16 protein-coding genes and 2 pseudogenes are annotated in these 16,380 nt (G+C 58.7%); 6 read left to right on the top strand and 12 right to left on the bottom strand.

Annotation, left to right across the window (positions count from 1 at the left end):
* The 10 genes and pseudogenes from AEAC466_RS33945 to AEAC466_RS33990 all read right to left on the bottom strand — a co-directional run.
* Positions 1–244, bottom strand: a pseudogene (locus AEAC466_RS33945) (inorganic phosphate transporter); the annotation flags it as partial.
* Between the two features lie 259 nt (positions 245–503).
* The gene (locus tag AEAC466_RS33950; protein WP_023458302.1) at positions 504–1,538 is read right to left on the bottom strand and encodes a sulfate/molybdate ABC transporter ATP-binding protein; all 1,035 of its coding nucleotides are present in this window, start codon (positions 1,536–1,538) and stop codon (positions 504–506) included.
* An 11-nt stretch (positions 1,539–1,549) separates the two neighbouring features.
* Positions 1,550–2,395, bottom strand: coding sequence for a sulfate ABC transporter permease subunit CysW (gene cysW / locus AEAC466_RS33955; RefSeq protein WP_023458303.1), 846 nt, complete (start codon positions 2,393–2,395; stop codon positions 1,550–1,552).
* Positions 2,392–3,288, bottom strand: a complete 897-nt coding sequence (gene cysT, locus AEAC466_RS33960) for a sulfate ABC transporter permease subunit CysT (RefSeq protein ID WP_023458304.1) — start codon at positions 3,286–3,288, stop codon at positions 2,392–2,394. Before cysT ends, cysW begins: the two co-directional genes overlap by 4 nt.
* A 75-nt stretch (positions 3,289–3,363) precedes the next feature.
* Positions 3,364–4,407 carry a sulfate ABC transporter substrate-binding protein gene (locus tag AEAC466_RS33965; RefSeq protein WP_023458305.1) on the bottom strand — a complete coding sequence of 348 codons (1,044 nt, stop codon included), beginning with the start codon at positions 4,405–4,407 and terminating at the stop codon, positions 3,364–3,366.
* An 82-nt stretch (positions 4,408–4,489) separates the two neighbouring features.
* On the bottom strand, positions 4,490–5,878 hold the full coding sequence (locus tag AEAC466_RS33970) for an OprO/OprP family phosphate-selective porin (protein ID WP_023458306.1): 1,389 nt from the start codon (positions 5,876–5,878) through the stop codon (positions 4,490–4,492).
* A 111-nt stretch (positions 5,879–5,989) separates the two neighbouring features.
* On the bottom strand, positions 5,990–6,217 hold the full coding sequence (locus AEAC466_RS44135; protein WP_031238792.1) for a YezD family protein: 228 nt from the start codon (positions 6,215–6,217) through the stop codon (positions 5,990–5,992).
* A gap of 83 nt (positions 6,218–6,300) precedes the next feature.
* Positions 6,301–6,717, bottom strand: coding sequence for an RrF2 family transcriptional regulator (locus tag AEAC466_RS33980; protein WP_200863963.1), 417 nt, complete (start codon positions 6,715–6,717; stop codon positions 6,301–6,303).
* Positions 6,718–6,869: 152 nt separating this feature from the next.
* Entirely contained in the window at positions 6,870–7,373 is a 504-nt protein-coding gene (locus AEAC466_RS33985) for a type II toxin-antitoxin system VapC family toxin (RefSeq protein WP_023458309.1), read from the bottom strand.
* Positions 7,373–7,633 carry a type II toxin-antitoxin system Phd/YefM family antitoxin gene (locus tag AEAC466_RS33990; protein ID WP_023458310.1) on the bottom strand — a complete coding sequence of 87 codons (261 nt, stop codon included), beginning with the start codon at positions 7,631–7,633 and terminating at the stop codon, positions 7,373–7,375. The genes AEAC466_RS33985 and AEAC466_RS33990 overlap by 1 nt, the downstream gene beginning before the upstream one ends.
* Before the next feature lie 260 nt (positions 7,634–7,893).
* On the opposite strand from AEAC466_RS33990, the gene AEAC466_RS33995 reads away from it, so the two are divergent.
* Positions 7,894–9,279, top strand: a complete 1,386-nt coding sequence (locus AEAC466_RS33995; RefSeq protein WP_023458311.1) for a cation:proton antiporter — start codon at positions 7,894–7,896, stop codon at positions 9,277–9,279.
* Between the two features lie 72 nt (positions 9,280–9,351).
* Here the strand turns inward: AEAC466_RS33995 and AEAC466_RS45300 are convergent, their stop codons facing one another.
* Complete coding sequence (locus tag AEAC466_RS45300; RefSeq protein WP_023458312.1) at positions 9,352–9,666, bottom strand: chromate transporter; 315 nt, start codon at positions 9,664–9,666, stop codon at positions 9,352–9,354.
* 145 nt (positions 9,667–9,811) lie between these two features.
* A pseudogene (locus tag AEAC466_RS45305) lies at positions 9,812–10,270 on the bottom strand (chromate transporter); the annotation flags it as partial.
* Between the two features lie 98 nt (positions 10,271–10,368).
* Here AEAC466_RS45305 and AEAC466_RS34005 point away from each other — a divergent pair.
* The 5 genes from AEAC466_RS34005 (at position 10,369) to AEAC466_RS34025 (ending at position 16,324) form a co-directional block, all read left to right on the top strand.
* Positions 10,369–11,067, top strand: a complete 699-nt coding sequence (locus AEAC466_RS34005; RefSeq protein ID WP_023458314.1) for a hypothetical protein — start codon at positions 10,369–10,371, stop codon at positions 11,065–11,067.
* Positions 11,068–11,081: 14 nt separating this feature from the next.
* Positions 11,082–11,972: a pirin family protein gene (locus AEAC466_RS34010; protein ID WP_023458315.1), complete on the top strand. Its 891-nt coding sequence runs from the start codon at positions 11,082–11,084 to the stop codon at positions 11,970–11,972.
* Between the two features lie 116 nt (positions 11,973–12,088).
* Positions 12,089–14,026, top strand: a complete 1,938-nt coding sequence (locus AEAC466_RS34015; RefSeq protein WP_031238796.1) for a M61 family metallopeptidase — start codon at positions 12,089–12,091, stop codon at positions 14,024–14,026.
* 110 nt (positions 14,027–14,136) lie between these two features.
* Complete coding sequence (locus tag AEAC466_RS34020; protein WP_023458317.1) at positions 14,137–14,877, top strand: 16S rRNA (uracil(1498)-N(3))-methyltransferase; 741 nt, start codon at positions 14,137–14,139, stop codon at positions 14,875–14,877.
* Between the two features lie 76 nt (positions 14,878–14,953).
* Complete coding sequence (locus AEAC466_RS34025) at positions 14,954–16,324, top strand: glutamate--cysteine ligase (protein WP_023458318.1); 1,371 nt, start codon at positions 14,954–14,956, stop codon at positions 16,322–16,324.
* Positions 16,325–16,380: the final 56 nt, after the last annotated feature.

A 16,380-nucleotide genomic window follows, 5' to 3' on the forward strand; every position in this document is an offset into this window, starting at 1 on the left:
GAAAGCCGTTGACGAATTCGAAGCCGAAAGCGATCAGCAGGGCCAGGCCCAGGAACAGGAAGGCGCCGACGGCAATCGGCTGGCCGATGGCCAGGGCGTCTTCATGCACGCAGAAACCGACATAGAGCAGGCCCAGCAGGATCGGGATGATAAATAGAAGAGAGGGCGACGGGCGGGGCTTGCGCGGTTCAGGTGGGGTGACCACAGGCTCGGACTTTCTGAACTCGGCGGACGCATCGAACATGAGGGCTCTCCTGAACTATTGGCGCCGCTGGAAACGAATTGGCGCCTCTTTGACAGGAGAGCAGGCAAGAGTCGATTTGTTTTTATGACAGTTTTATGACTGCTGCCGGGTTGTAAGTCTTTGAAAGTACAAGATTGATTGTATGTTTTGAAATGCGTCTATGGCTATCTTGCGAAAATATGTAGGTTTTTTATATCCCAATACGCAGCACACGGATTAATCTCGACCGGGGATAGCCGGTCGGGTCTCGCCAAAAAAATCAGGCGTAAGCATAAACGCGTTCTGGTTTGAGGCGTAGTGTGTCGCCGACCTGAAAGCCCTGCGCCTCGCTGCCATGCGTATGTTGGGTCTCGAACAGGGCGCCATCGGTCCCGGTCAGTTCCAGCCGCAGTGTGCTGCCGGCGGGCAGAACGGCGGTGACGGTGACGGGAAGCCCAGGACCACCGCGCGACAATTGCGCTTCATAGGGGCGGAAGCGCAGTACATAGTCGCCATCGTTGGCCGCGCCAATCACCGGAGCGGAAAAGCCATCGAATTGAGCGACGCCACTCTTAACGGAGCCCTGTGCCTTGTTGGCTGAGCCAAGGAAGTCAAAGACAAAGGCCGATTTCGGATTGGAGTGGATGTCGAGCGGCGTTCCGATCTGCTCCACCTTGCCGGACTTCAGCACGACGACCCGATCGGCGAGGTCCAGGGCTTCTTCCTGGTCGTGGGTTACGAAAATGGTCGTGACGCCCGTTTCGTGATGGATACGCTTAAGCCAGCGGCGCAGGTCCTTGCGCACCAGTGCATCCAGTGCGCCGAACGGTTCGTCGAGCAGCAGCAGGCGAGGATTGATGGCGAGCGCGCGAGCCAAGGCGACGCGCTGACGCTGGCCGCCCGACAATTGGCTGGGATAGCGCTTGCCCAGGTCTTCAAGCTGGATGAGCTTGAGCAGGCGCTCGACCGTCGCCTTGATCTCCGACTTGGACGAGCGTTCCTTGACCGGGCGGACATTGAGCCCGAAAGCGATGTTCTGCGCCACGGTCATATGGCGGAACAGGGCGTAAGACTGGAACACCATGCCGACGCGGCGGTCGCGCGGATTGAGTTTAAGGTAGTTCTCGCCTTCGAAACTAATCTCACCCGTATTGGGGGTGTCCAGCCCGGCCAGAAGCCGAAGCAGGGTCGTTTTGCCAGATCCCGACGGACCAAGCAGGGCGATGAATTCGCCCGATTTGGCTTCGAACGTGACGTCGCGCAGGGCGGGAAAGTTGGTGAAGGTCTTGTTGATATTCTTGACGATGAGCGACATGAAACTGTTTCCTAGTGTCGACGGGCGGCGGCAAGCTCGCCGGCAAAGCGCCATTCCAGAATGGTTTTGAGGACGAGCGTAACAATGGCGAGACCCGCCAGAATGGACGCCGCCGCAAAGGCGCCGATGGTGTCATACTGATTGTAGGTGATTTCGATATAGAGCGGCAGCGTATCGGTAAGGCCGCGGATATGACCGGACACGACGGACACGGCGCCGAATTCACCCATGGCCCGGGCGGTACACAAAAGCACGCCGTAGAGCAGCGCCCATTTGATGTTGGGGAGAGTGACGCGGAAGAAGATGTCCCAGCCGCGCGCCCCGAGGGTCCGGGCGGCGACTTCTTCGTCTGTTCCCTGATCCTCCATAAGCGGGATCAGTTCACGCGCGATGAAGGGCAGGGTAACGAGCACAGTTGCCAATACCAGGCTGGGCAGGGCGAACACGATCTTTATGTCGTGATCGCGTAGCAGAAAGCCAAACCAGCCTTGCGCCCCGAACAACAGAATCCACACCAGGCCGGAAATAACGGGCGAGATGGAAAACGGCAGGTCAAGGATGGAAAGCAGCAGGCTTTTACCCTTGAATTCGAAGCGGGTGATGCACCAGGCGGCGCAGATGCCGAAGACCGCATTGAGCGGAACGGCGATGGCGGATACCAGCAGGGTCAGCCAGATTGCGGCATGGGCGTCGGGGGTATCGAGGGCGGCCAGGTACGGTTTGATGCCTTGCGAGAAGGCGGTCACCAGCACGTTGACCAGTGGCAGAAGGATAATGAAGCCCATCCACAACAGCGTAAAGGCGAGCAGGGCGAAACCGGCGGCGGTTTTCGGGGCTTTGGCGGCTCTGGCGGTCATTTGGCGCTCCCGACATTGGCAAAGAAGCGCTGGGTAATGTTAAGCACCAGCAGGATGGCGAGCGACATGGCCAGCATGATGACGCCGACGGAGGCGGCGCCGGCATAGTCGAATTCCTGCAGTTTGATCACGATCAGCAGGGGCGCGATTTCCGAGACATAGGGCATGTTGCCGGCAATGAAGATAACGGAGCCGTATTCACCGACGCCGCGCGCCAGGGCCAGCGAAAAGCCGGTGACCAGCGACGGCATCAGGGCGGGCAGAATGACGCGGAAGGCGGTCTGGAAGTCCGTGGCGCCGAGAGTTTCGGCCGCTTCCTCAACCTCTGCCTCGAATTCGGCCAATACCGGCTGAACGCTGCGCACGACGAAGGGCAGGCCAATAAAGGTCAGGGCCAGAAAAATGCCGATGGGCGTGTAGGCGATTTTCAGGCCCAGAGGCTCGGTGATCGAGCCGATCCAGCCGTTGGAGGCGTACAGGCTGGATAAGGCAATCCCCGCGACGGCGGTCGGCAGGGCGAACGGCAGGTCGATCAGGGCATCCAGCAGCTTTCGGCCCGGAAAATTATAGCGCGTCAAAACCCAGGCGACGGCCAGGCCCGCAACAGCGTTGACCACGGCCGCGGCTAGGGCGGTTATGAAGCTGAGATGCAGCGCATGGAGAACGCGCGTGTCGGTCAGGACAAACTGAAAACCCTGCCAGCCGTGTTCCCATGGCCGCGCGACCAGCGCGATCAAGGGTATGATGACAATGGCGCTCAGATAGAAAAGGGTCAGGCCCAGTGTGATCTTGAAACCCGGCAGGACACGGGTCGTGCCTTTTGCCGGGTGGGGCGCCTGGAAGTGGTCGGGTATGACCGGTTCAGTCGCTGCGGTGTCGGGTTGTCCCGTCATCGTATCGCCTCTGTTGGGGGTTATAGCGGCGCGGTTTAGCAAATAGCGGTCTCGTGACCTTCGGCCGCCGATGCGTTACCTTTTGGTGATCTGATCGAACACGCCGCCGTAGTCGAACTGTTCCGACTGCACCTTTTTCCAGCCGCCGAAGTCATTGATCGTGACCAGAGGAATGCTTGGGAAGCGGCTGGCATATTTCGCCAGCACGGCCGGGTTGGACGGGCGGTAGTAGTTCTGGGCGATGATGTCCTGGGCTTCGTCGCTGTAGAGATAGTTCAGATATTCCTTGGCGGCGGCCAGGTTGCCCTTCTTGTTCGCGTTCTTATCCACGACGGCGACCGGCGGTTCGGCCAGGATGGAAATCGACGGATAGACGATTTCGAACTTGCCCTTGCCGAGCTGGTTCTGGGCCAGCCAGGCCTCGTTTTCCCAGGCGATCAGCACGTCGCCGACGCCGCGTTCGACGAAGGTGACGGTCGAGCCGCGCGCACCGGTGTCAAGCACGGGGACGCGGCGGAACAGGTTACCAAGGAACTCCTTGGCCAAGGCGTCGGTCCCCCAGCGCTTCTTGGCATAGGCATAGGCGGCCAGGTAGTTCCAGCGCGCGCCACCGGATGTCTTGGGGTTTGGCGTGATAACCGAGACATCAAGGCGGATAAGGTCGTCCCAGTCCTTGATCTTCTTGGGATTACCCTTGCGGACCAGAAGCACGACGGTCGAAGCGTAAGGCGTCGAATTTTTGGGGAAGCGCGTCTGCCAGTTGGCGGGGAGCAGGCCGGCCTTGGCTGAAATGCTGTCGATATCGGCGGCGAGGGCAAGTGTCACGACATCGGCCGGGCTGCCGTCGATGACGGAGCGGGCCTGGGCGCCCGAGCCGCCATGGCTTTGGCGGATGACAATATCTTCGCCGGTTGTGGCCTTCCAATGCTTGGCGAAGGCCTGGTTATAAGCAACATAGAGTTCGCGCGTTGGATCGTATGACACGTTAAGCAGTTCGCGTGTCTTTCCGGCGGCCAGGGCCGGAAGGCTCAAGCCTGTGGCAAGGAGGGCGGTGCCTCCGGCCAGTCCGCCCAGCAGTTGCCGGCGGTCAAAATCATTGCTGAAAGTGCTGGAAGACATGTGTAGGTTCCTTTTGTCAGGGTGTGGCAGATTTGGCCGTACTCGAAGGTGGGCAGCGTGCCGTGTCGGGGATAAAAAGCGATCAGTAACGGAACTGGACGCGGCCGGATGCGAAGTTCTCGATACGTCGGTCGGCTGTGCCGGCTGCGCCGCGATCGAACTTGGTCTGATCCCAATCGGCGACCAGCTTGATGTTCTCGTTCCAGTACCAGCCGATACCAAGGCCCGTGGAGGTTGCTTTCGACGCCGAGGAGGTCAGGGAGGCGAAGCCGCCCGTAAAGGCCGCATTGTCGATGTCGGTATAGCCATAGCGCGCCGTCAGTTCGACGGCGCCCCAGGTGCCCTTCTTCCAGTTGAATTCGTTCGCCGGCTTGACACCGCCCTTGTAAGATACGCTTTCGCCCGTCAGGACCCAGGAGCCCGATACGTCGAGCGCGGAATTCTCAAGCTTAGCGTGGGCGGTGCCGAGTTGAACGTCCTGTTGGCTCGTCACGTAGTCGACCAGCAGGCCGAAATTGTTGAGATAGAACCAGGCCTGCGGGTTGGAGCGCGTTTGTTTGCCGGCCGAATAGACGCCGGTATTGTAACGGAAGAAGGTCTGTTGACCCGGCGTGCGATAGCTGGCCAATTGGGTGTTGGTCGCATTGCCGATGTGTTTGCCGTCAGAGCCGGCATAGCCGATGCCGAGGCCCTGAAGCCAGACGACGCTTGAATTGGCGAACGGCTGGGTGAAGATACGGTAAGCGATATCCTTGTGGTTATCGGTGTCATTATTCAGGTTCGCGTTGTCGGTGGCGCCGTCAAACAGGCCGACCTGATATTCCAGCCTATTGTCGAGGAAGGTGCCGAACACCTGATACCCGACGTCGCGATTGGGGACGAGGTTGGTCGAATGGCCGCGTTCGGTCCAGATGACGTCGGCGTCGGATTGCAGACGTTCCAGGCCCAGCGGCGACTTGAACTTACCGGCGCGCAATTGCACCGCGTCAGAGAACTTGTAATCGATATAGGCGTCGACGATGGATGCGGCGGCCGAGGAGGAGGAGCCCAATTCCGGCGTAATGCGGAAGGACGCGTTACCGGCCTTACCCGAAAAGGTCGGGCGGATCAGGCGGGCGACGACTTCGTCCTGGAGCGTGCCGCCGTCATTGCCCCACGAATGGGCGTCGATATTGACCTGAGCGTTGATGCCAAACGCATATTTGCCGTCGGCCGAGGTAAACAAAAGCCCCTTCTTGTCGAGCACGGCGGTGGGTGTCTTCGCAGCGGCGGCGGTGGTTAGTTCCTGGTCCAGCTCACGCTGGCGCTTGAGCGTATCCAGTTCCTGTTCCAGGCGGGAAATACGCTCGTCCGTGGTAAGAGGGGCGGCGTCGGTGGGGTGAGCGGCGTCTTGCGCGTAAGCGGGAGCGGCCACCCACGTCAGGGCGGCGGCAGCAGCGCCGAGGCTGACGAAAGAAGCAGAGATTCGCATAAAGGATGACTCCTGTGTCGGGTGCATCACTTCCGGTGGTCCGGTCAGCGAATTATGTTTTTATGGATGGTTTTATGTACGCTTGAAGAACTAGGACAGGCTATCGAAGAACTACGACAGGCTTTCGTTTAGGGGCTTGCCCTTGGCGTCGAAGCGCAGCTTTTCGCTGCGTTCGATCTGGACCACGCGGGAATCATGGATGATGATTTCGAGTGATCCGAAGCGGATTTGTTGCAGGCTGGCCAATATCTGCCGTTCGATTTCGGTCAGGTCCTGGCTAGTCGTATGGGCGGCGAAGCCGGAATTTTGGCGCACGGAGGGGCTGGACGGTACACTCATGGTGGTCCTCGTCTGATAGGTCATTGAAATTTATTGATATTTTGACGACGTGACCCTAAAGTCAGGTCGGCCCTCAAACCAGGCTATGCGGTTAGGGCAGGGGTACGCACGAGGTCTTGCAAACATCGGTTGTCCAGCACGCTGGACATGGCGTTACGGACGTCGAGCATCAGGTGGCGCAATTGACAGGCCGCCTCGTCGCGGCAGTCTTCGCATTTTTGATAGGCGGTCAGGCTGGCGCAGCGGATGGGCGCTAATGGTCCGTCAATAATGCGGATAATGTCCCCCAGAAAAATCTCGCTGGCGCTTTTTGCCAGGAAATACCCCCCGAAGATGCCCCGTTTGGAATCGACGATTCCGTTCTGGCGCAACTCCTGAAGAATGTTGTCGAGGAATTTCTGCGGAATATCCTCTGCCTCTGCGATCTGTTTGCTGGGCAGGCTAGGTTTGTCCATTTGTGCCATGTGAATAAGCGCCTTAAGTGCGTATTTGGCTTTCATGGATAGCATGGGTTGCCTCTCCGTAAGCGCCGATAAATCTACACCCAATGGGTAGTGTTTAATCAAAAGCGCGTCAATGGTGTTTAAAGCTTATAATTCTAATGTAAATTGATTAGCGGCGCTAAACCAGTCTTATCCTTGCCTTGCCGGTCTTATCTAAGAAACAGGCTCTTAAGCCACTGTGAGCCCGTCCGGGCCGCCTGTTGCCAGTCAGCGTCATCGCCGGCGACATCTGCGTTCGGGGCGTAGCCCCAGGGATTGAAGAGTTTGATCTTGGTCGTCTTGAAGACAGCGACATTACGGGTCACGAGCGTGAGGCCGTGGACCTGAGCGGTGGCCGCCAGCAACGCATCGCGATCAGATTTGTATTCAGGCAGTGCGGCGCGCTTTTTGACGACCACGGCATCGATTGCCAGGATGCGCCCATCGAAGGCCTTCATGACCTGTTCGTCTAGCCATAGCCGCAAGGGGGCGCCCTGGTTGCGATCCTTCCGCTCTATCTTTACGACGCTGTTTTCAAGCTCAAGCAGGCCGATAGCCGACATATACATGTTTTGCCGCGCCACGCCGGCCGCCCAGCGCATGACATTGTCGTCGCAGCGCCCGGATTTCGCCTTGCGCAATTCGGTGATGACCGGAGTATCCAATAGATACATCAGTTCGCTCCGTCATCCATGGCTTCGGTACGATCCCAGCCTGCGTCTGCCGGGGGAGCGTCAAGTTCGATCTCAGTGTCCGGCATGGCCAGCAGGTCGACGATGTTTTCTGTCTGGCCGCTTATCTGGCGGAACGCCTCGAAGCTCATCAGCACGTGGGACGGACGACCGCGATCGGTGATGAAAACCGGCTCCTGCCGGGCCAGCCGCTTCGCGCGACCTACATCCTGGTTGAAATCACGGCTGTTAATCGTCGTCATTGGGACACCATCGATATTTACCTCACCATAGGATGGTGCTGACGCGTCGGCAAGATGGAACTACATTGCTACAGACGGTCAATTGGAAAAGTAGCATTGTTTCTACAATATATCAAAGCTAATACAGAAGGTTTTTTCAATAAAATAAAGGAGTTGTGCCTAAATTTTTCGGTTGACGTAACGCGGATTTATGAGATGCCTTGCTACCAAGTCGGGCGAATGGCCACGGATAAGACCTCTAATTGCCTCAGGGAAACTCAATGATCCTCGATCTCATGGCCATGGATCTATGGCAAAGCCTCGCTCATGAAGTAGCGAATATTCTATCGCCTCACGGCGCGGTTGGTGTCGACGGCATCACCAAGGCCTATGCACCCGGCGATTATTCCATTCACTTTTTCCTGCAACTGGCCGTCATCATCGCCACCTGCCGGGTCGTCGGCTGGATCGGGCAGAAATTTCTGGGGCAGCCCCAGGTGGTTGGTGAAATGATTGCGGGGGTGATCCTCGGGCCGTCTTTGTTCGGCCTGCTCTTTCCAGAAATTCAGGGGGCTATCTTCCCCAAGGAAATGAAGAATATCCTTTATACAGGCGCTCAGCTCGGCGTCGGCTTGTACATGTTCATAGTCGGGACATCGTTCCGCGTTGATCATTTCAAATCCAAGGGCAGGAGTGCATTCGCAGTCTCCCTGGCCGGTATCACAGCGCCGGCCGTGCTGGCCATTTTGATAACGCCCTGGCTGCTGACCATCCCGGGGCTGTTCGCAGAAGGCATTTCCCGGTTCAACGCCACGCTTTTCATGGCGGCGTGTATCGCGCTTACGGCCTTCCCGATGCTGGCCCGTATCATCAATGAACGCGGTCTGGCCAACTCGTCGCTCGGCACTTTGTCGCTGACGGCTGGGGCCTTCGACGACGCCGTCTCCTGGTGCGTGCTGGCCGTTGTGCTGGCGACGTTCGGCGCCGGTCCCGGTGTGGCGATTCTCGCCATCGGTGGAGGTCTGGCATTTGCCCTGTTCGCCGTTCTGGTCGGTCCGAAGCTTCTGGCGCCGCTTGGCCGCGCCGTAGATGCCCGCGGTGAAATGAGCCATACGGTTCTGGCCATCACCATGATCTGCTTCTTTGTCGCCGCCTTCACCATGGATGCGGTCGGCATTCACGCCATCTTCGGCGGATTCATCCTGGGCACGGCCATGCCGCGCGGCAAGTTCGTCGAGGAGTTGAAAAAGAAGGTCGAGCCGTTTGCGGTCATCGTCTTGCTGCCAATGTTCTTCACCTATTCGGGTCTGAATACGCGCATGGACATGGTCAACTCTGTTCCGATGCTGATGGTCGCGGGGGCCATCCTAGTCGTTTCGGTTTTGGCCAAGTTCGGCGCCTGCTACGCCGCTGCCCGATTTAGTGGCGAAGACAACCGCACAGCGTTGGGTATCGGCGCCCTGATGAATTCGCGTGGCCTGATGGAGCTCATCATCATCAATATCGGCCTCCAGAAGGGCATCATCGGGCTGCCTTTGTTCGCCATGCTTGTCATGATGGCCATTGTGACGACGGTCATGGCGTCGCCGGTTTTCGAACTCGTATATGGCAAAAAGGCCCGCGAGAGCGGCGAATTGGGCGCCGTACCGGATAACGCCAGCAACTAACTTCGGACGTCATCCCTAACTTAAGGCCCCGACGGATGCCGTCGGGGCTTATTTTATGACCTGATCTTATAGTCAGGTACTCACAATCATGCCGATTGTCGCACAGGCGGCGATAACGGCCATGATGTTGGCCCTGAAGTGGATCAGGGCGACGGCGGCGGCTATCATCATGGCCAGGGCAGTCAGGTCGATCGGTGCGCTGATCCCCTTTGGCCAAAGGACATGTCCGGCGAAAAACACCGCCAGATTGGCGATGACGCCGACGACCGCCGCTGTGATGGCCGTAAGGGGCGCCGTAAAGGTCAGATCGCCGCGGCTCGATTCGACAATCGGCCCGCCGGCGGGGCCAACGAAATCTGGCATGTGCAGGCGAGGGCGTGTCGTCATCGATAATGGCAGGTGCGTGCGTCGTCTGCGTGGTCTTGTGCCCGGCGCCGCGGAATAGATTCGGCACCAGTCGGCCGCCGATGCCCCCGATGGCGGCAGCGGTTAAGATGACGAGCGGAAAGGGCAGATGAAAGACGGCCAGGGCGACGAATGCCGCCACCGCGATTACCCAGAAGCTCCAATGGTTTAGTGCTCGCGCCCCCACGCGCAGTGCCGCCTGCACGACGATGGCTATCACGGCTGGCTTCACCCCGTAAAACAGGCCGGCGATCCACGGCACGTGGCCAAAGGTCATGTAAGCCCACGACAGTGCGATCAACAGGATGAGGGAGGGCAGGAGGAATAGCAGACCGGCAACAACACCGCCAAGTGTGCGATGCATCAACCAGCCGATATAGGTCGCTAATTGCTGGGCTTCGGGGCCCGGCAACACCATGCAATAGCTCAGGGCGTGCAGAAAGCGTTTTTCCGAAAGCCAGCGCCGTTTTTCGACGAGTTCCTGGTGCATGATGGCGATCTGCCCTGCCGGTCCGCCAAAGCTGATCAGGCCGAGCTTCAGCCAGAACCGGAAGGCATCGACGAATGAAATTCTGTTGCCCGCCATTCGTTCTTTCCGTTGCCCGCAGCCACCGATAGACTGGAATGGAGTGCTTGTCTGCCCCTTGCCGGCGTGACATAACGACGGCGGTAAAGGATCACGAAATGAAGACTTTCAGCGCAGCTATATTGGTCGGCGGCTATATGGTCCTTGCGTTCGGTGTCGCCGCTCAGGCGGCCCAGCTCCCAGCCAAACCGCCACCCGCCAAACCGGCTGTTGTCGTTCCGCAAACGACGACCACTACGGATTACAATCCGGCGCAGGGCTTCCCCGACCGCAACGGTCGCTTTTCCGCCATGCTGGTGGTCGTCCCCCAGCAGGAGCTGTCCCAATTCGCCAAGCCGTCGGGCGAGGGGCGGCAACTCAGTCGCGTCAATCGCGCGGAGGCGGGCGCCGTCCTGGCCATAAAGCTCCTCTATACCGGGCTGAAGGCCGACAAGAATGGCAACGGCGAAGTCACCTACGATGTACAGGTCTATCAGCCCGACGGCACCCTGTACGCTGGCAGTGATTATCACCATCTGGCAGGCAGTCGTGGGCCGATCGGCGACGGCCAGGCCGTTTACGACAACCGCGACAAGGTGGTGTTGATCCAGTTCGAACCGCAAGATAAACCGGGTATCTATACCATAAAGGCAACGGCCCGCGACGAGGTGGCGCAACTCGCGGTCCCCCTGCAAACCCAGGTCGAACTGCTCGCCGTGTCCCCCGTATCGGCGCAAAGCGCGCCGGCCGTGACCGCTGCACCAACTGCCGCTGTGCCCAAATCGAAAAAGAAACACCGCCGCAAACACCGACGCTGACAAGGAACTCCGCCATGAGCGATATATTGCCCCAAGCCATTTCCATGATAATCCCGGCGCGCGAAAAGGATCTGGGCGGTTTCAAGGTCCGTCGTGTCCTGCCCGTCGCCAAGCGACGCATGGTCGGACCGTGGATATTTTTCGATCATATGGGGCCGGCGGAATTCGCCCCCGGCATCGGCATCAATGTCCGGCCCCATCCCCACATTAATCTCGCGACCGTCACCTATCTGTTTGAAGGGCGAATTTTGCACCGCGATTCACTGGGAACGCGGTCGGTGATCGTGCCGGGCGACATCAACCTGATGGTCGCCGGCAAGGGCATCACCCATTCGGAGCGCGAAGAGGCCGAAGCCATCGCGCATCCGCGTCGTCTGGATGGCCTGCAACTCTGGCTGGCCTTGCCGGAAGCCGATGAAGAGGTGGACGCGGCTTTTTTCCACTATGATGCCGCCGACATTCCGCAGGCCGACATAGACGGCACGCATGTGCGTGTCATGATGGGGAGTGCGTTCGGTTTGCAATCTCCGGTCAAAACCTATGCTGTGACCTTCTATGCCGAAATGAACATGCCGGCGGGTAAGAGTCTGGATGCGCCAATGGCGGTCGAAGAACGTGCCGTCTATCTGTGTTCAGGCGCCGTAGATATTGCCGGTCACCGCCTGAACCCATACGAGATGGCCGTGCTGACGCCCGGTGTGGCCGCCACCATTACTGCCATCGAGGACAGCCATTTTGTTATTGTCGGCGGTGAGCCCCTGACCGAGCGCCATATCTACTGGAACTTTGTGTCATCGCGCGCGGATCGAATCGAGCAGGCCAAGGCGGACTGGAAGGCCCAGGACGGCATTGCTTTCCCCAAGGTGCCCGGCGACGATCAGGAGTTTATTCCGTTGCCAGAATAAATCGCTATGGAATAGCATCGATAGATTACGGGGCCATTGTGAGGCTTGGGCCTTTACAAATGTAACAATCTGGGCTTGGTTTGCCCTTCCGGGGTTGTATCAGCGAGATAGGTTCCATGAAGAAGACAGTTTTGGGTTTTGTCAGCGCAATCGCGCTAAGCGTTGGCATGATAGCGAACACTGCGGGTGCCCAGACCATGGCACCGCCCGACCCCGTGATCGCGCCACCTCAGGATATCGCCTATCCGGGCGTTCTTAAGGTCAGCATTGACGCCACCGATCTCGATCGCAAGATATTCAGCGTCAAGGAAACCGTGCCGGTCGGCAAGGCGGGCGACTTGATCCTTATGTTGCCGAAATGGTTGCCGGGCCACCATTCCGACCGCTCCGAAATCAGCAAGATCGCTGGGCTGATGGTATCGGCCAACGGCAAGCCGCTGACGTGGGTGCGTGACCAGATCGAAGTCACCGCGTTCCACATCAACGTGCCGGAAGGCGTGACCGCTGTCGACGTCGAGTTCCAGTATTTGGCGCCTACGACCGCCGCCGCTGGCCGGCAGGTGATGACGCCGGACATGCTGAACCTTCAATTCGATTTCGCCAGCCTCTATCCCGCCGGCTACTACGCCAAGCGGATTCCGATCCAGGCGACCGTAACCTTCCCTGAGGGCTGGGGCTATGCCACCGGTCTGGAAACTGACAGCAAGACCGGCAATACGGTCGCCTTCAAAGAAACCGATTACGACACGCTGATCGATTCGCCAATCTTCGCCGGTCGCTATTTCAAAACCTGGGACCTGGATCCGGGCGGTCCTGTGCCGGTTCGCTTGAACGTTGTTGCAGACAGCCCAGAACAGCTTGACGCTCTGCCGGCCTTTATCGACGTGCACAAGAAACTGGTTCAACAGGCGTACAAGCTGTACGGCTCTCACCATTATAACCACTACGATTTCCTGGTTGCCGCGTCGGACCAACTGGGTGGCATCGGCCTGGAACATCATCGCAGCTCCGAAAACCGTGTCGAGAAAAAGTACCTGACCGAAGCCAAGGTCAGCTACAGCCGTGATCTGCTGGCGCACGAATATACCCACTCGTGGAACGGTAAATTCCGCCGCGGCGCCGATTTGTGGACGCCGAATTTCCAGGTGCCGATGCGCAACAGCCTGTTGTGGGTCTATGAAGGCCAGACCCAGTATTGGGGACAGGTTCTAGCGGCCCGGTCGGGCCTCAATACCAAGGAACTAGCCTTGCAGAACCTGGCCCTTACGGCGGCCAATTATGATAACCTGCCGGGTCGTAAATGGCGCGCGCTTCAGGACACCACCAACGATCCGGTGATCTCAGCCCGCGCGCCGCAAAACTGGACCTCTTACCAGCGTTCGGAAGACTATTACAACGAAGGCCTGCTGATCTGGCTCGACGCCGATACCCTGATCCGGGAAAAGACCAAGGGCAAGAAATCGCTTGACGTCTTCGCCCATGATTTCTTCGGCATTCAGAACGGTGAATGGGGTGAGGCGACCTACACATTCGACGATGTGGTCAAAACGCTCAACGGCGTTTACCCTTATGATTGGGCGACCTTCTTGCGCACCCGCCTGGATGGCCATGGCGAAGCCAATAACGGGGGCGCGCCACTCGACGGTATTACGCGCGGCGGCTACAAACTGGTCTATACCGAAACGCCGAGCGATCTGTACAAGGGTGTCGAAAGCATAAGGAAGGTCACCAACCTCAACTATTCGATCGGTTTTTCGGTCAGTAACAAGGATAACACCCTGACATCCGTCTTGTGGGGCAGCGCTGCCTTCAATGCCGGTTTGACGCCAGGCGACACCTTGGTTGCCATCAACGGTCGAACCTATGACAATGACGCAATGAAGCGCGCCATTACCGAGGCCAAGTCGGGTAAGCCGATCGAACTGATCGTCAAGATGGACGAAACCTACCGCGTCATAAAGGTGACCTATACGGGGGGGCTGCGCTATCCTGTTCTGCAACGGGTCGAAGGCACGCCGGCCTTGCTGGACGATATTCTGGCCGAAAAGAAATAGCACCAACCGAGGCCCCACCGGAAACGGCGGGGCCTATTTCAGGTCTTTGGCTTGACCTCTTTTACGACATAGGACTTGGTCTGACGGCGGTTCGGCGTTAAACCCGGCATATGATCCGTCTCTATCTTTCCGAACCCACACCGGTCTTCGCCGCCGATCTGGCCATCGCGCTCAACAGCGATCAGAGCCGCTACCTCATGTCCGTTATGCGCCGCCAGGTCGGCGACGAGGTATCCGTCTTTAACGGCCGCGACGGTGAATGGCTGGGCGTGATCCACGAAGCCGGCAAAAAACACGTGGTGTTGAGGCTGGTCGTTCAAACACGGCCACAAGGCAAGGCCTTGGGGCCGACGCTCGCCGTCGCCCTGATCAAGCGTACGCCGCTCGAGTACATCGTTGAAAAGGCGACGGAGTTGGGTGCCGCGCGGATTCAACTATTGATAACGCGACGATCCAATGCCGACCATACCAAGGTTGAACGTTTGAAGCTGATTGCCCAAGAAGCGGCTGAGCAGACGGAACGCCTCGATGTGCCTGACATCCTGGCGCCGATACGGCTCGATGCCTTCCTGAGCGCGCCGGGATGCGATGCGATCCTGTTCGGTGATGAAGAGACCACCCATGAGGCCGAACGCGTGACACGGCCCTTGCATAAGGTTTTGTCAACATTGACAGGCTCTGCGGCCATCCTCATCGGGCCCGAAGGCGGCTTCGACGATACCGAGCGTCAGACCCTTCGCGCGCGCGCCGATGTGCATCCCGTGAACCTGGGGCCGCGCATCCTGCGCGCAGATACCGCTGCCATTGCAGCCCTCACGCTTTACCAGTCGGTTTGCGGCGATTGGCGGTAAAATTAAAGTGTAGCCTTGCCAGTCACATAAAGCCGGCCCATATAGGCCACGCTTGCAAAATGAGAGGGCAGGACGCGTGGCTGAGACTTCTAAGGCGGAACCTGTCCGCACATTTTCCGATCTGGTCAGCTATTTCGAAAGCGGCAACAAGCCGCGCGAAAAATGGCGCATCGGTGCCGAGCATGAGAAATTCGCTTTCCACCTCGATACGCTGAGGCGCCCGGCGTATGATGGCCACGATGGTATCGAGGCCATGCTGACCGGTTTACAGCGGTTCGGCTGGACGCCCTATCGTGAGCAGGGAAAACTGATCGCCCTTCTGCGCAATGGCGCTTCGGTGACTCTTGAGCCAGGCGGCCAGTTTGAACTGTCCGGCGCGCCGCTCGAAACCATCCATGACATCTGCGATGAGACCGGCCAACACCTGGCAGAGGTCAAGGCTGTGGCTTCGGAGCTGGGACTGGGCTTCCTCGGCGTTGGTTTCTCGCCGCTGTGGACGCGCGAGGAAACGCCGGTCATGCCGAAGGGGCGTTACAACATCATGCGGTCCTACATGCCGAAAAAGGGCAAGCTCGGCCTCGACATGATGCTGCGTACCTGCACGGTCCAGGCCAATCTTGACTATGCAGACGAAGCGGACATGGTGTTGAAGTTCCGCGTGTCGCTGGCGCTTCAACCTCTTGCGACCGCGCTATTCGCCAATTCGCCCTTTATCGAAGGCAAGCCGAGCGGCTTTCTCTCCGCCCGGGCCAATGTATGGACTGATACGGACCCGGATCGCACCGGCATGCTCGATTTTGTTTTCGAGGAAGGGTTCGGCTTCGAACGTTATGCCCAGTATGCGCTTGATGTGCCTATGTACTTCGTCAAGCGCGATGTGCCCGAAAATGGCGGCTATATTGATGCGTCGGGCCAGGACTTCAAAGCCTTCCTGAAAGGTGAGCTGCCGGCCTTGCCGGGCGAATTGCCAACCATGGACGATTGGGCGGATCATCTCACGACCCTGTTCCCCGAGGTGCGTCTCAAGAAGTATCTCGAAATGCGCGGCGCCGACGCCGGACCGTGGTCACGCCTGTGCGCCCTGCCGGCGCTGTGGGCGGGTCTGCTCTATGATCAGACGGCGCTTGAGGCGGCGTGGGACTTGGTCAAGGGTTGGACAAGCGCCGACCACAACACCCTGCGTCACATGGCGGCAAAAACCGGCCTGAAGGGCGACATCGCCGGCCGTCCGGTAAAGGACTGGGCCATGGACATGCTCGACATCGCGAAGGATGGGTTGAAGCGGCGCAACAGGCTGTCCGGCGGCATGGTCGATGAGACCGGCTATCTGGGGGAGTTGTTCGAAATCGCCGATAGCGGACTGACACCGGCAGATCGTCTGCTGGAGAAATACAATGGCGTCTGGCAAGGTGACCTCAGCAAGCTCTATGCGCAGGAAGCTTATTAGTCAGGCAATAATCGTATACTATTTCGCATTTGCAGCGACTGTTATGCTTGCCAAGT

It is taken from the genome of Asticcacaulis sp. AC466 (genome assembly GCF_000495815.1).
In the GTDB taxonomy this organism is placed as follows: Bacteria; Pseudomonadota; Alphaproteobacteria; order Caulobacterales; family Caulobacteraceae; genus Asticcacaulis.

What these genes read in the sequence shown, in the direction of transcription:
- AEAC466_RS44135 (WP_031238792.1), bottom strand. Translation starts at nt 6,217, where the DNA reads ATGAGTGTACCGTCCAGCCCCTCCGTGCGCCAAAATTCCGGCTTCGCC.
- AEAC466_RS33980 (WP_200863963.1), bottom strand. Translation starts at nt 6,717, where the DNA reads ATGAAAGCCAAATACGCACTTAAGGCGCTTATTCACATGGCACAAATG.
- cysW (WP_023458303.1), bottom strand. Translation starts at nt 2,395, where the DNA reads ATGACCGCCAGAGCCGCCAAAGCCCCGAAAACCGCCGCCGGTTTCGCC.
- AEAC466_RS34010 (WP_023458315.1), top strand. Translation starts at nt 11,082, where the DNA reads ATGAGCGATATATTGCCCCAAGCCATTTCCATGATAATCCCGGCGCGC.
- AEAC466_RS33950 (WP_023458302.1), bottom strand. Translation starts at nt 1,538, where the DNA reads ATGTCGCTCATCGTCAAGAATATCAACAAGACCTTCACCAACTTTCCC.
- AEAC466_RS45300 (WP_023458312.1), bottom strand. Translation starts at nt 9,666, where the DNA reads ATGACGACACGCCCTCGCCTGCACATGCCAGATTTCGTTGGCCCCGCC.
- AEAC466_RS33965 (WP_023458305.1), bottom strand. Translation starts at nt 4,407, where the DNA reads ATGTCTTCCAGCACTTTCAGCAATGATTTTGACCGCCGGCAACTGCTG.
- AEAC466_RS33990 (WP_023458310.1), bottom strand. Translation starts at nt 7,633, where the DNA reads ATGACGACGATTAACAGCCGTGATTTCAACCAGGATGTAGGTCGCGCG.
- AEAC466_RS34015 (WP_031238796.1), top strand. Translation starts at nt 12,089, where the DNA reads ATGAAGAAGACAGTTTTGGGTTTTGTCAGCGCAATCGCGCTAAGCGTT.
- AEAC466_RS34020 (WP_023458317.1), top strand. Translation starts at nt 14,137, where the DNA reads ATGATCCGTCTCTATCTTTCCGAACCCACACCGGTCTTCGCCGCCGAT.
- AEAC466_RS34005 (WP_023458314.1), top strand. Translation starts at nt 10,369, where the DNA reads ATGAAGACTTTCAGCGCAGCTATATTGGTCGGCGGCTATATGGTCCTT.
- cysT (WP_023458304.1), bottom strand. Translation starts at nt 3,288, where the DNA reads ATGACGGGACAACCCGACACCGCAGCGACTGAACCGGTCATACCCGAC.
- AEAC466_RS33985 (WP_023458309.1), bottom strand. Translation starts at nt 7,373, where the DNA reads ATGTATCTATTGGATACTCCGGTCATCACCGAATTGCGCAAGGCGAAA.
- AEAC466_RS33970 (WP_023458306.1), bottom strand. Translation starts at nt 5,878, where the DNA reads ATGCGAATCTCTGCTTCTTTCGTCAGCCTCGGCGCTGCTGCCGCCGCC.
- AEAC466_RS33995 (WP_023458311.1), top strand. Translation starts at nt 7,894, where the DNA reads ATGATCCTCGATCTCATGGCCATGGATCTATGGCAAAGCCTCGCTCAT.